We start from the raw sequence: 13,059 nt of genomic DNA, 5'->3' as shown, positions 1-13,059 counted from the left end.
CTATAAATAGATAGGCTTTTTTGTCATGCCACAAAATATTAATTTTATAATTTTTATTATTTAAAGTAAGTCATATAGTAATTTTGTGATTTTCAAAGCTATATTTTCATAATTAATTAACAGAACCTTAAATATATTTACTATAGTATTATATAACATATAATTTACTATTTGCTTTTATTATTGAAGATTGATTATTTAGTTTCTGAATTGAGCATAATTTAGACAAAAACGTTGGTGATAGTAATGGAAAGGGAATTTGAATTAGAAACTACAACAGTATGGAATTTTTCTAATAGAGGGGATTGGAGTGGTCATAAAGGAGATTATCCAGGAAATTGGAGTCCCTATGTGCCTAGAAATATAATAAGTAGATATTCAAAAAAAGGAGATATTGTATTAGATCAATTTGTGGGTAGTGGAACAACGTTAGTAGAATCAGCTTTACTTGGAAGAAGAGCTATAGGTTGTGACATAAATAAAAAAGCACTTATGATATCTAAAGAAAGAATAAAAGGATTGAAGTCAAATATTGTTTTATTGAGGAAAGATGCTACTAATCTTAATTCTATAAAAAGTTCATCTATAGATTTAATATGTACTCATCCCCCATATTTTAATATTATTAAATACAGTAATGGAATAAAAGGTGATTTATCTTTAATGAATGAGAAAGAATTTTATATTGCTATAGAAAAAGTAAGTAAGGAATGTTATAGGGTTTTAAAAAACAACAAATATTGTGCTGTTTTAATGGGGGATACTAGAAAAAATGGATATGTAGTTCCTTTAGCATTTAATGTTATGAATATATTTATAAATACAGGCTTCAAACTCAAAGAAATAATTATTAAGCAACAACATAATTGTAGATCTACGAAATATTGGGAAAAAATCAGTCTTAAAAGGAATTTTTATTTAATAGCTCATGAATATTTATTTGTATTTAGAAAAAATTTTTAAAATATAAATTAAACTTTATTTTAAATTAAACTTTAATTTTATTCTCTATTATAGTAAAATAAAAAAATGAGTTTATATGTTATAATATAATTTTAAACAAAATTAGTAATTTAAATAAATTTTTGAGTAAGATAGATAAAAATGATTTATTTTCAGAATGAAAACTGTAAATTGTGTTTAGGTGATTGTAATAAGGTCTTAAAAAATAGATGTATAATTGGTAACAATAATGAAAAAAATATAATATTAGATCCGTTTTGTGGTTCTGATAATAAAATAGTAGATTTAGAAAATAAAAGACAATTTATAGACATAGATATGCAGATAGAATATTTAAATTTAACTAAGAAAAAAATATTGCAAAATAAGTAGTAAGTGTAGAGATTAGGAGTGAAAAAGGTGAAAACTAATGTAAAGCCATTTTTGAAATGGGCTGGAGGCAAAAGTCAGTTATTACCACAATTTGAGCAGTATTATCCGGAAAAACTTAAAAAAGGAGAAATAAAAAAGTATATTGAACCTTTTCTGGGGGGAGGAGCAGTATTTTTTTATTTGCAATCTAAATACAATTTTCAAGAAGTAATTTTGAATGATATAAATGGGGAACTTATAGTAACTTATTATATAATTCAAAATAAAATTGAGCAATTAATAAATTACTTGAAAAACTTAGAAAAAGTTTATTTAAGTTATGAAAACATGGAAGATAAGCAAAATATGTTTTATGAGCAAAGGGATACGTTTAATAAAGAAAAAGAAAATATTGATTACGAAAAGTATTCAGAAAATTGGATTTACCATGCTGCTAGAATGATATTTTTAAATAAAACATGCTTTAATGGACTTTATAGGCAAAATAAAAGAGGTAAATATAATGTACCTTTTGGAAAAAGAAAAAAGGTAACAATATGTGATAAAGAAAATTTATTAAATGCGAAAGAAGCTTTAAAAGGAGTTAAACTTACATTGGGAGATTTCGAAAGTGTAGGTAAATACATAGATAAAAATACGTTTATATACATAGATCCTCCATATAGACCACTTAGTGATACTTCTAGTTTTACAGATTATTCAAAAATACCTTTTAATGATGATAGTCAAAAAAGATTAGCAGAATGGGCTAAGTCTATAGATGATAAAGGTGCATTATTTATGTTAAGTAATTCAGATCCAACTAATACAAATGAGGAAGATAAATTTTTTGATGAATTATATATTAAGTTTAATATTAACAGAGTAATGGCAGGTAGAATGATTAATTCTAAAGGAAACAGAAGAGGGAAAATAAGGGAAATATTAGTTACAAATTATAGTAAATAAGAGTAAATTATTAATAATAAAAAGTTTATATAAGAGTGTTTATAAGTTTTATACTTATAAACACTCTTATTTTATATATTTTATTATTGAAGGAAAAATAGATAAGCTACTAGAATAGATTAATAAAGACAAAAATTTTATAATATGGGGGGAAAACTATGCTTAAATTTGCTAAAGGATAAAAGTATATAAGAAAGTATTTCTTTAATTGATATAAAAATAGGAGGAAAATATTATGATGGTAGGAAATAATAAAAATATAAGCATTTTTTCAAATCGTAACTTTTATTACTCACAGGATAAAAAAGATAGTGTAGTAAAAGGAATCGAAAAGCAAATAAAAATTGTACAAAAACAGATGGTGAAAATATCTGAAAATGAAAGCTTATCAGCAGAACAAAAACTAGATATGAAAAAAGATTTAAGAGAGCAGTTAGATGAGTTAAATGAACAGCTAATGAAAAGGAATATGGAAGTACAAAAACAAGAAAGAGAAAAAAAAGAAGAGAAATTGCAAAAACAAGTGCAAAATCAATCTATACAAGATGAATACACAGTAAATGACAGTGAGGGAGTAAATTTAATATCACTATCCTCATCATTAAAACAAGTAAGTATTCAAAATGCTGTGAATACAAAAATGAAAGGACAAGCAAGAGTGTTAGCAAGTGAAATTAAACTAGATGAGGGACGAGGACTTGATGTAACAAATAAAAAAGAAGAACTATCTCAAACCAATTCAAAAATAGAAAACATCAATAAACAAATACAAAATACTTTAAAAGATGTAAACGATAAAATCAAGAAAGGTAATGAACAAGTAAAAGAAAAAGAAGATAAAACAGATAAAACAGATAAAAGGGTAGATGAAAATAAAGTTGAAGAAAAGCAAAAAGAAAAAACAGCAGAGAATTCTAAGACATCAAAGCCAACAAAAAAAATAGATGTGTATATATAAATATGATGTAATTAGCATATTAACTTATAGTTAAGTTTTGATAATATATTCAACTATGCATTCATTGGTATAGGGATAATATTAAGTTATACTAAACGCTTATTTATAGTAAGTCTTATGGCTTCTTCTAAATTTTTGTTTTTAAAAGTTATTACTGTATTATCTCCACCAATGATGTATATATTCTTTGGTGGAGATAATACACTTTTAGTATCTGTATTAAGTGTATTTTTACCTATAAGTAATATTGCTGCATTTAATTTGCTAGATAGCACTGATGCGCTTATTGAATTTGCATAAGCATCTCCCTGAAACTAATATAATATCATCACTAGTTGTCCAATCTGTTTATGATTTAAACCCAAATTAATATTATAATAAAGTAAAGTACATTAAAAATTAAACTATGGAGGGGTATTGTATGAAAGTAATTGATTTAACACATGTATTTCAAGAAAAAATGTCATTTTTCCCAGGAGCTGATGCACCTATTTTAGAGCAAGTTTCAAGTGTAGATAAGGATGGTTATAAAGTTACAAGAATTGATATGACTACTCATTTAGGAACACATTTAGATTGCAAAGCTCATGTTTTTGAGGATGGATTTACTACTTCAAGTTGCGATGTAAATAAATTCTTTGGACAGGCTGTACTTATAGATTGTTCTATGGTTAAAGAAGGAGAAGAAATAGGGGTAGATATTTTAAAAAAATATAATTTATCTGATAAAGATTTTGTACTTATTTATACTGGTTGGGACAAGTACTGGCGTGATGAAAAGTACATTGGAGATTTTCCAGTTTTATCTAAAGAATGTGCTGAATATTTAGCTGAAAGTAACATTAAGGGAATAGGTCTTGATGTTATTTCAATTGATAAAATATCTGATGCAGAACTTGTTAATCATAAAATAGTTTTAGGAAAAGATATTATAGTTGTAGAAAATCTTAAAGATTTAGATAAACTAGTAGGTAAGAATTTTAAATTTTCAGCTTTTCCATTGAAAATCAAAGATGGAGATGGATGTCCAGTAAGAGCAGTAGCTATTATAGAGTAGTAGCTATATATTAAATATAGAACTTAAATGTGGTCTTCCATTTTGTAATATTGAATTAACCTATAAAGGTAAAAAGATTGAAATAGAAAATGTACTTATAGGAATAGACTTTTTGAAAGAAGTTGGAGCGGTTATTGATTTAAACAATATGATAATAAATAAAACTGAATAGTATTAAGTTAATGGACAATTCTAGGATTTAAAAGGAATTGTCTATTATTCTATTAAAAATAATAATTATATTATGTATAAAGTTTTTTATTTTAGAGAGAAGATTAAGTATAATTTTTAAATAGAAAATATTAATATAATACAATTATATAAGAAGTTAAATGCTAATAGCAGTTTATTGGAATTGTCATAAAGTATATTAAAATGATATACTTTATGACAATATGGTATGGGGAGGGGCATTTTTGAACAGCGAAAATTATATAGAGATTATAAATAATTACATAAATGAAATAAAATTATTTGATAGTAAAAATTCGGAGATATATGTTGCAATAATTAATAAAGCTCTTTTTTATAAATTGTTTAGTAAGACATTAAAGGAAACAGACTATTATACAGATTTAACTAAATTTTCAAGTCCTAAAAATCATCAATATTATATGAAGAATATAACTTTAGGATTTATTAGACCAGATACAATAGGAAGTGTTAAATTAAGAAGAGAATGGCTAAGATTTTTTAAAGATTTATCAAATGAATATAATATTTCAATTTCTGCAGCTATATACTTAGATGAAAATTGTTTTCATATAATAATATCTCAATTTAAATTACAATAATCTATTAGGAATAAAATTTACTATTCAGTTTGACTATACAGTTGAACTGTAGTATAATACTATTCAGTTAAACTGTATAGTCAAACTGAATAGTAGGTGAAAATATGAAACATAAATTATTACCATTATCTCAAACTATGCATTATATTTTATTAGCTTTGCGTCAACCACTTCATGGTTATGCAATTATGCAAAAGATTGAAATAATGAGCAAAGGTACTGTAAAATTAGCTGCTGGAACTTTGTATGGTGCAATTGAAAATCTAAATAAACACGGTTGGATTGAGCCAGTGATTGGGGGAAATGATAGAAGAAAAGTTTATAAAATTACAGATGAAGGAATAGAAATTTTAAAAATTGAGCGAGAAAGATTACTTAATATTATATCCCTATATGAAAGGAGTGAGTTAGATGAAGAAAGTTAAACAGTTTTTCAATATTATTGAGGAAGAGAAATGGTTGAATAAGCAATTACAAATGGGTTATTACTGCTCAAATATTAGCAGATTAGGAGTATATACATTTAAAAATACTAGCGAAGACTATGTTATACGATTGGATTATCAAAATTACATGCCAGTAGAAAAGTTTGAAGAATACAAAACAATATATGAAGACTTCGGATGGAAACATATAAAAGGCTCAAGATTTGGCAGCATTCAATATTGGCAAAAGTTAGCTGATGGTAATGAGGATATTTTTTCTGACCGTGAATCAAATATTTATTATTATAAGCGATTAATGAACTATTCACTATCATTAACAGTTATGTTTTTGGTGGTTAGCTTTATAACATACAAAGATTCAAGTTTATATGCAACAAAAAGACTTTGGGATATGGAAGGCTCACTGTTTTGGAAAGCGTTTTTATTTGAAACACCATTTGTAATTATTAAACTGCTTCCACTAATTATGTGTGTTTTTTCTGGAATTAGCTACTTGAAAGCATATCGACAATATTTTATGTTAAAAGAAAATTAGAATTTCTAGAGATGACTAACAAGACGACAATACAGTGAATAATTAAGACTGTCTTACTATCTGTAAATATAAGATAGTTCGTAATCTAGGCTAATTATGAATAAGGAATTAATCTATGATCCATTTTATCAAAGAAATTTTGTTTGGTCGCCAATTCATCAAAAAGAATTTATAAAAACAATAATATTGGGATATACTTGCCCAGAAATATTTATAGCAGAGGGAGAACTAGACTTAGAAACTCATATTAAATATATACATGTAATTGATGGACAACAAAGATTAAGAACTATTGATTCTTATTTTGGAAATAAATTAGAAGTTGATGGCAAAAAGTTCAAAGATTTATCAGAAGATGAGATAGTAGAAGCTACAGAAGATGTAGTAAAGATGAAAGGCAAGTTATACAAAATATTTAATAATAGTATAAATTTATTTTTTCTATATAAATTTTCCTGAAGTAGAGGGATACAAAAAGAAAAAATATTTATTAAATATTGATTTATTTTGTGGTGCAGGTGGTATGAGTGAAGGAATATTGCAGGCGGGATTTCATATTATATATTCAAATGATATAAATGTAGATGCAGCAACTAAAGGGATTACATCTATGGGAGAACATCTTAAAAATGCATTTAAAGATGAATACTACAGCATAGGAACTGATTGTTATGAAACAGAATTTTTAGCTTATGATTCTAAAAGTGATAGCAGAAGAGAGTTTGAAGTAAAAAATAAAAGTCAAAATAGCATAGCATTTTTATTAAACGATTTGAAAGTAAAAGATGCATGGATAGATTTGCATAAAGTTAAAGAAAATAAAGAATTAAATGAGGTATTAAGTAAAAAACAAAGAATGATAACTATAGGAGATAAATTTACAAGTTGGTATTCTTGTAGTAATAAGTTTTATACATTAAATATGGAACCTTGTAATGCTTATGATGCAATTATTTTTATTGATAGTGTAAAGCCTGTTAATATTTTAAAATAGTAAAAAACTCCTATCCAATTTCTGCCCAAGGACGGAAGGTAAATTGAATAGGAGTTTTTTTGTAAATTTATATTATCTTTTATTACTAAAATATTGATAATAGTAGCATTTTAACCTTCCATTATAAAGTTTTCTGTTTTTATCAGATTTTCTTCCAAAACATTTTTCAAAGTTTTCATTAGAAGTAATTGTAAAGTAGGACCAAGAATCTAAAGCTTTAAATACTTTACCCATTTCTTTGTATAGTTCTTCTACTTCATCTTTGTCGTTTAATCTTTCTCCATAAGGAGGATTACAAATTATAAATCCGCCTTTTTTAGAAGAGCTTAGCTCACTTACAGATCTTCTTTGGAAGTGAATGCAATCATCTACTCCTGCTTTTTCTGCATTTTCCATAGCTATTTTTACAACTCTTTCGTCTATATCGTAACCTTCTATGGATAAGACATTATCGTACTCTATGGCTGCGTAGGCTTCTTTTCTAACTTTTTTCCAAACATCCTTAGGAATTATATCCCACTTTTCACAAGCAAAATGTCTGTTTATTCCCGGTGGTATGTTAAGTCCTATTAATGCAGCTTCTATAGGAATAGTTCCAGAGCCGCAAAATGGGTCTATTAAAGGAGTTTCACCTTTCCAACCACTTATTTTAATCATAGCAGCAGCTAAAGTTTCTTTCAAAGGGGCTAAACTTCCTACTTCTCTATATCCTCTTTTATGTAAAGCATCACCACTAGTATCTATGGATATAGTTACTTTATCCTTTAATATAGATACTAAAATAGGATATTTACTTCCTGTTTCCTCAAACCAATCTTTTAAATAAACTGTTTTAAGTTCTTCAACAATAGCTTTTTTAACTATAGATTGAATATCTGAAAGACTGAATAATTGAGACTTTACAGATTTTGCGTTAACAATAAAGTTAGCATCTTCAGGAAGGTATTGTTCCCAAGGAATTGCTTTTGTTTGTTGAAATAAATCCTCAAAGCTTGTAGCTTCAAACTCTGCAATATCTATAAAAACTCTATCTGCACATCTAAGCCATATATTAGACTTACATATGCCTTCTTCATTAGTTAAATAAGTAACTTTTCCATTTTCTATTTCTAAATCTTTAAAACCCAGTGCTTTTAATTCTTTAGCTACAATTGCTTCAATACCAAAAGCAGAAGTAGCAATAGCTTTAAACTTTGCCATAATTTTTCTCCTTCTATATAAATTTACTACTATATTTATTATTTTTATATTTATATATTATATACAAAAATACATTTTAAGTAAATATAAATACATATATTTACTCCATAATTTGTAATTATGCCAATTATCGTTTAAAGTTAGTTCGCTAATTAAGTAAAAGAATAAATAAGGAAATAAATTAAGTATAAAATCTATGTATAAAAAATAAACAATAAAATATGTAGAATAATTTGCATATAAAAAATAATTTGTATAAAAATAATACACCAGCCTCATAAAGAGAGTTTGTAAATAATTTGAATAAATTTTAGACACTCTTAGAAGAAAAAATAAAAAAACTCCGTAATTCGTCACAGGACGTGACGAGCCAATTTCCGCCCCAAGGACGGGGCATAAATTGGGTAGGAGTTTTTTTATTTTTTATTCTTAGAGTGTCTTAATGAAATGACTTATTTACAAACTCTCTTTATGAGGCTGGTGTATTATTTTTATACAAATTATTTTTTATATGCAAATTATTCTACATATTTTATTGTTTATTTTTTATACATAGATTTTATGCTTAATTTATTTCCTTATTTATTCTTTTCTTACAAAGAGTAAAAAAAGGGAACTAGTATTGGCACTAAGCCACTTAAAATTACACCATTACAAAAGGCTACTATAGCAACTTCTGAATTAGTAGCTTTTGATATAATAGGCAAAGTTGTATCCATAGAAGTAGCACCAGCAGGAGCTATAGCAGAGTAGGCATTGAAGTATTTTGCTACAAAAGGTATAGATATAACTGCTATAAGTTCTCTAAATACATTGGAAATAAAAGAAATAGTGCCTATTTCAGCATTAGCAAGCTTGGACAATATTATTCCGGATAAGCTATACCAACCAAACCCAGAAGATATAGACAAACTAACATTATAATCCAGATTAAAAAATAAACCGCTTATGTATCCACCAGTTAGACTTCCTAAAATTATAGAAATAGGAATTAAGAAAAGTCTAAATCCCTTTTCTTTCAAATTTTTTACTAAATCTTTATTGGAACTTATATCTATGCCTACAGAAAATATTAAAACTGCCAAAGCTATACTAATAAAAGTTTCGCAGCTGTTAGCTATACCTGGGCTTAAAAAGAAATAACCAGATAAAATTCCTATAAGTATAGATATTACTATTGTAATAGACATGTATTAAGCATCTCCTTTTAGAAATATTTTAGTAGATATGTAAACAAATAGTATGCTAAATACTGTGGTTAAAATAGAAAATACTAAAGATTTAAAACCTATAATATCTAAGTTGTTTATAATAGATTTATTAATTCCAATAGAAACTCCCATAAAAAAAAGCAAAGTTACTACACCTAAGTATTGAACTTTAGAATTATGTTTTAAATATTTTTTTGGTATGATTTCTAATTTGCCTACAGCTATTCCTAAAGTTAGTGAAATTAGTATAACCCACATAAAAAATTCTCTCCTTTTAATAGTATTATTAAATATATATTATTATATATGTTTTATTAAAAAATTGGAAGATATACTTTAAAGCAAATATGAAATATTGAATATAATAGCAAAATATGCTATAATTTAATAATTTGAATAGTGTGAAAATTATTAAATTAATATTTTATTGAAGAAAAAATTATTTAGATAGGAGGTTATTATAGTATGAAAAAAAACTTTTTTAATAATAGGTCATTAAAATTTAAAGTACTAAATACACCATTAATTATATTATTTGTAGTAATAGCTTTAATAAGCAGCATATCCATATATATAACTCAAGATAGGTTAATTAATCAAATGAAATCTGATGGAATTAATTTATCAAGACAAATATCCAATCAAATAAATAATAATACAGTAGCTATGAATATAATAGATGATTCAATAGCTACAAGAATAAGAACCATAGCTAATTTTATGAATGGTGAAGGTGATAAAATAAATGATAATAACTATTTATCTAAATTAGTTAAGTGCTTTGAAGTTGATGAATTAAATATTGTAGATTCAAGTTGTAAGGTAGTTTATTCCAATGTGCCAAGTAGCTTAGGTGTGGATTTTTCAAAGGTTGGAAATGCTGAAGTGTTTAACTTAATATGTACTGGTAAAAAGGATGAATACATGGAAAGTATAAGAAAAAGCAGAAATTCAGATTATTATTACAAATATGGTTATATTAAAAAGCCTGGTGGTGGCATGATACAAGTAGGAATTTTAGCAAATAAAATTGAAAAATTAAACAAAGAATTAAGTTATCAAACATTGGTTGAAAATTTAACAAAAGATAAAAATATAGTTTATGCAGCATATATAAATAAAGAATTAAAAATTCAAGCTCATAGTGATAAAGAAAAAGTTGGACAAACTATTAATAGTAAAGAAGTAAAAGAAAGTATTAATACAGGAAAATATTATTCTAGTATAGATAAATACAAAAAAAATAATACAAAAGTTTACAACATATTGGCTCCAGTATATAAGGATAATAAATATATAGGAGAAATTAATATAGGATTATCCATGAAAAATGTTAATGAAGCTATACGCAAAATAATTGTACTAATATTAATTTTAGCTATAGTATCTTTCTTAGTAGCTTCAAAAATATTTTATTCAATTTCTAAAAATATAGTAGATCCTGTAGGAAATATAGTAGTTTTCTCTAAAAAAATAGCTGAAGGCGAATTTGATTATAATATTGAATATTCAGGTAAAGATGAAATAGGAGAATTAGCTTTGAATTTTAGAAAAATGTGTGAAAGCTTAAAACAAACTATACAAAATATAAAAGATCAAGCTTATAAAACAGAAGATATGTCAAATAACTTAAGTAATAATGCAAAGCAAATGACTTTAGTAACAAATGAAGTAGCTAATGCTATACAAGAGGTAACTAAAGGTGCTACTGAACAAGCTAGTGATTTATCAGAAGTAACAAACAATATAATTAATTTAGATAAAGAAATAAATAATATGAAAAGTAAACTAGAATTAGCAAAACACAGTTCTAATGAAACAGAAGAAAAAGCTAATATTGGAAAAGAAAAAATAGATATTCTTTTAAAATCTATAGAAGATATAAAGGAATCCTTTGAAATTGTTTCCAATAAAGTTAATGTTTTAAATGACAGCGTTTCACAAGTAGGAAATATAACAGAGGTTATAAATGGAATATCAGAACAAACAAATCTTTTAGCTTTAAATGCAGCTATAGAAGCAGCAAGAGCTGGTGAAGCTGGAAAAGGATTTGCTGTAGTTGCAGAAGAAGTTAGAATGCTAGCAGAAAGATCTAAGGAATCTACAGAAAAAATTCAAAGTTTAGTTTCTTCTATAAGCCATGAAACAATAAATGTAGCTAATACTTCTAATAAGGTTGGAAATTTAGTAGAAAGCCAAGTTAATACAGTAAAAGAGTCCATTGAATCTTTTAATGATGTATTAAATGCTATTTCTAATGTAATTCCTCTTATTGATGATACTTATGTTTCTTTAGATAATACTATTAAGTCTAAAGATGTAGTTTCTGATAAAGTAAGTGAAGTATCTTCTGTTTCTGAGGAGACTTCAGCTTCTTCTGAAGAAATTTCAGCGTCTTCTGAGGAAATGCTTGCCAATTCTGAGGAAGTTTCTAGATATGCTTTAGAATTAAATAAAGTAGCTGTTAAACTTAATGATGAAGTTAATAAATTTAAGTTATAAGGAAATACGACTTTTTGGAGTTAGGAGTTTTGGATAACTTTTCTCTAATGGTATTGCGAAAAGTTTTTTATTATTAAGCATAGCTATTTCCCATTTTTATAAATTTAATTTATATTTTAGGGATTAGTTATGCTTTTTTATTGATAATTTTATACTTGGGTAATTGACATTTTTACTGTTCATAGGTGATATTTTTGCACAGCCTATTTTCTTTTTTTTGAATTTTTCACAAAATATTATATTCTATATTTAAATTTTAAAAGTTTTTCTAATTATAGTGGATAATTTTAATCAAAATAACTAAAAATAACTATATAATAATTAAGAGTTTTTATATAATAACTAATATAAAATTTATAGAAATGTATAAATTTTTTTCCAATGCCAATGGAAAAAAATTCTCCAAAACTCTTAACTCTTAAATCTTAACTCTTAACTAAAAAAAATGTACTGCAATTTTTTAAAAACCTTGATATTAGCTTTATATCGTGCTATTATTAATATAAAAAATAAGTGTATATACACTTGGTTATACAATGGAGGTATAAAAATTGTACAGCAATTTGAAAGAAAAAATTTTAAATATAAAAAAGGAAAAAGATGCTATTATATTGGCTCATTACTATCAAACACCAGAAGTACAAGATATAGCTGATGCTGTAGGAGATTCTTTTTATTTAAGTAAATTAGCTAAAGAAAATAAAAATTCTACTATAGTATTATGTGGAGTAAAATTTATGGCAGAAAGTGCAAAAATACTTTCACCTGAAAAAACTGTATTGCTACCAGTTTTAAATGCAGGTTGTCCTATGGCAGATATGGTAGATGCAGACAAATTAATTGATTTTAAAAATAAGCATAAAAATGCTAAAGTTGTAACTTACATTAATTCTTCTACAGAAATAAAGGCTTTATCTGATGTATGTTGTACTTCATCTAATGCACTAAAAATAATTGAAAATATTGATAGTGATGAAATTATATTTTTACCAGATAAAAATTTAGGAGAGTACATAAAAGAAAAAGTAAGTAATAAAAATATAATTTTGTGGCAAGGTTTTTGTCCTGTACATAGACAA

Annotated in this window: 16 protein-coding genes; 12 read left to right on the top strand and 4 right to left on the bottom strand. The window is 25.6% G+C overall.

What is annotated here, in order from left to right:
- The first annotated feature begins 246 nt into the window (after positions 1-246).
- The 4 genes from CLOACE_RS10730 (at position 247) to CLOACE_RS10715 (ending at position 3,241) form a co-directional block, all read left to right on the top strand.
- Entirely contained in the window at positions 247-963 is a 717-nt protein-coding gene (locus CLOACE_RS10730; protein WP_070111240.1) for a TRM11 family SAM-dependent methyltransferase, read from the top strand.
- A 141-nt stretch (positions 964-1,104) separates the two neighbouring features.
- Positions 1,105-1,335 carry a class I SAM-dependent methyltransferase gene (locus CLOACE_RS10725; RefSeq protein WP_070111238.1) on the top strand — a complete coding sequence of 77 codons (231 nt, stop codon included), beginning with the start codon at positions 1,105-1,107 and terminating at the stop codon, positions 1,333-1,335.
- A 27-nt stretch (positions 1,336-1,362) separates the two neighbouring features.
- Entirely contained in the window at positions 1,363-2,283 is a 921-nt protein-coding gene (locus CLOACE_RS10720; RefSeq protein WP_242866470.1) for a DNA adenine methylase, read from the top strand.
- 235 nt (positions 2,284-2,518) lie between these two features.
- Positions 2,519-3,241 (top strand): FlxA-like family protein, encoded by a 723-nt coding sequence (locus CLOACE_RS10715; protein ID WP_070111234.1) that lies wholly within the window; start codon positions 2,519-2,521, stop codon positions 3,239-3,241.
- A gap of 86 nt (positions 3,242-3,327) precedes the next feature.
- Here the strand turns inward: CLOACE_RS10715 and CLOACE_RS10710 are convergent, their stop codons facing one another.
- Complete coding sequence (locus CLOACE_RS10710) at positions 3,328-3,516, bottom strand: cell wall-binding repeat-containing protein (RefSeq protein WP_070111232.1); 189 nt, start codon at positions 3,514-3,516, stop codon at positions 3,328-3,330.
- 146 nt (positions 3,517-3,662) lie between these two features.
- On the opposite strand from CLOACE_RS10710, the gene CLOACE_RS10705 reads away from it, so the two are divergent.
- The 6 genes from CLOACE_RS10705 (at position 3,663) to CLOACE_RS10680 (ending at position 7,067) form a co-directional block, all read left to right on the top strand.
- Positions 3,663-4,298 (top strand): cyclase family protein, encoded by a 636-nt coding sequence (locus tag CLOACE_RS10705; RefSeq protein WP_070111230.1) that lies wholly within the window; start codon positions 3,663-3,665, stop codon positions 4,296-4,298.
- Between the two features lie 416 nt (positions 4,299-4,714).
- Positions 4,715-5,092, top strand: a complete 378-nt coding sequence (locus tag CLOACE_RS10700; protein WP_070111228.1) for a hypothetical protein — start codon at positions 4,715-4,717, stop codon at positions 5,090-5,092.
- A 104-nt stretch (positions 5,093-5,196) separates the two neighbouring features.
- The gene (locus CLOACE_RS10695) at positions 5,197-5,517 is read left to right on the top strand and encodes a PadR family transcriptional regulator (RefSeq protein WP_070111226.1); all 321 of its coding nucleotides are present in this window, start codon (positions 5,197-5,199) and stop codon (positions 5,515-5,517) included.
- Positions 5,504-6,073, top strand: a complete 570-nt coding sequence (locus CLOACE_RS10690) for a DUF2812 domain-containing protein (protein WP_070111224.1) — start codon at positions 5,504-5,506, stop codon at positions 6,071-6,073. The genes CLOACE_RS10695 and CLOACE_RS10690 overlap by 14 nt, the downstream gene beginning before the upstream one ends.
- Positions 6,074-6,169: 96 nt before the next feature.
- Complete coding sequence (locus CLOACE_RS10685) at positions 6,170-6,532, top strand: DUF262 domain-containing protein (protein WP_070111222.1); 363 nt, start codon at positions 6,170-6,172, stop codon at positions 6,530-6,532.
- Positions 6,533-6,596: 64 nt separating this feature from the next.
- Entirely contained in the window at positions 6,597-7,067 is a 471-nt protein-coding gene (locus tag CLOACE_RS10680; RefSeq protein ID WP_070111221.1) for an erythromycin esterase family protein, read from the top strand.
- A gap of 72 nt (positions 7,068-7,139) precedes the next feature.
- On the opposite strand, the gene CLOACE_RS10675 is transcribed toward CLOACE_RS10680, so the two are convergent.
- The 3 genes from CLOACE_RS10675 to CLOACE_RS10665 all read right to left on the bottom strand — a co-directional run bounded on the left by CLOACE_RS10675 (position 7,140) and on the right by CLOACE_RS10665 (position 9,736).
- Complete coding sequence (locus CLOACE_RS10675) at positions 7,140-8,267, bottom strand: THUMP domain-containing class I SAM-dependent RNA methyltransferase (protein WP_070111220.1); 1,128 nt, start codon at positions 8,265-8,267, stop codon at positions 7,140-7,142.
- Positions 8,268-8,860: 593 nt separating this feature from the next.
- Positions 8,861-9,457 (bottom strand): LysO family transporter, encoded by a 597-nt coding sequence (locus CLOACE_RS10670; protein WP_070111218.1) that lies wholly within the window; start codon positions 9,455-9,457, stop codon positions 8,861-8,863.
- A gap of 3 nt (positions 9,458-9,460) precedes the next feature.
- Entirely contained in the window at positions 9,461-9,736 is a 276-nt protein-coding gene (locus tag CLOACE_RS10665) for a LysO family transporter (protein ID WP_070111216.1), read from the bottom strand.
- Positions 9,737-9,943: 207 nt separating this feature from the next.
- Between CLOACE_RS10665 and CLOACE_RS10660 the strand changes: the two genes are divergently transcribed.
- A complete protein-coding gene (locus tag CLOACE_RS10660; protein ID WP_070111214.1) occupies positions 9,944-11,980 on the top strand; it encodes a methyl-accepting chemotaxis protein in 2,037 nt (678 codons plus the stop codon).
- Positions 11,981-12,531: 551 nt separating this feature from the next.
- A partial coding sequence (locus CLOACE_RS10655) for a quinolinate synthase NadA (RefSeq protein WP_139141328.1) occupies positions 12,532-13,059 on the top strand: 528 nt, incomplete at its 3' end.

The organism is Clostridium acetireducens DSM 10703, from assembly GCF_001758365.1.
GTDB classification, from domain to species: domain Bacteria; phylum Bacillota; class Clostridia; order Clostridiales; family Clostridiaceae; genus Clostridium_C; species Clostridium_C acetireducens.
This window is presented reverse-complemented; position numbering and strand designations above follow the sequence as displayed.

Excerpts from the sequence above, each read along its gene's own strand:
- CLOACE_RS10730 (WP_070111240.1), top strand. The coding sequence starts at position 247 with ATGGAAAGGGAATTTGAATTAGAAACTACAACAGTATGGAATTTTTCT.
- CLOACE_RS10725 (WP_070111238.1), top strand. The coding sequence starts at position 1,105 with ATGATTTATTTTCAGAATGAAAACTGTAAATTGTGTTTAGGTGATTGT.
- CLOACE_RS10715 (WP_070111234.1), top strand. The coding sequence starts at position 2,519 with ATGATGGTAGGAAATAATAAAAATATAAGCATTTTTTCAAATCGTAAC.
- CLOACE_RS10705 (WP_070111230.1), top strand. The coding sequence starts at position 3,663 with ATGAAAGTAATTGATTTAACACATGTATTTCAAGAAAAAATGTCATTT.
- CLOACE_RS10695 (WP_070111226.1), top strand. The coding sequence starts at position 5,197 with ATGAAACATAAATTATTACCATTATCTCAAACTATGCATTATATTTTA.
- CLOACE_RS10690 (WP_070111224.1), top strand. The coding sequence starts at position 5,504 with ATGAAGAAAGTTAAACAGTTTTTCAATATTATTGAGGAAGAGAAATGG.
- CLOACE_RS10685 (WP_070111222.1), top strand. The coding sequence starts at position 6,170 with ATGAATAAGGAATTAATCTATGATCCATTTTATCAAAGAAATTTTGTT.
- CLOACE_RS10680 (WP_070111221.1), top strand. The coding sequence starts at position 6,597 with ATGAGTGAAGGAATATTGCAGGCGGGATTTCATATTATATATTCAAAT.
- CLOACE_RS10675 (WP_070111220.1), bottom strand. The coding sequence starts at position 8,267 with ATGGCAAAGTTTAAAGCTATTGCTACTTCTGCTTTTGGTATTGAAGCA.
- CLOACE_RS10670 (WP_070111218.1), bottom strand. The coding sequence starts at position 9,457 with ATGTCTATTACAATAGTAATATCTATACTTATAGGAATTTTATCTGGT.
- CLOACE_RS10665 (WP_070111216.1), bottom strand. The coding sequence starts at position 9,736 with ATGTGGGTTATACTAATTTCACTAACTTTAGGAATAGCTGTAGGCAAA.
- CLOACE_RS10660 (WP_070111214.1), top strand. The coding sequence starts at position 9,944 with ATGAAAAAAAACTTTTTTAATAATAGGTCATTAAAATTTAAAGTACTA.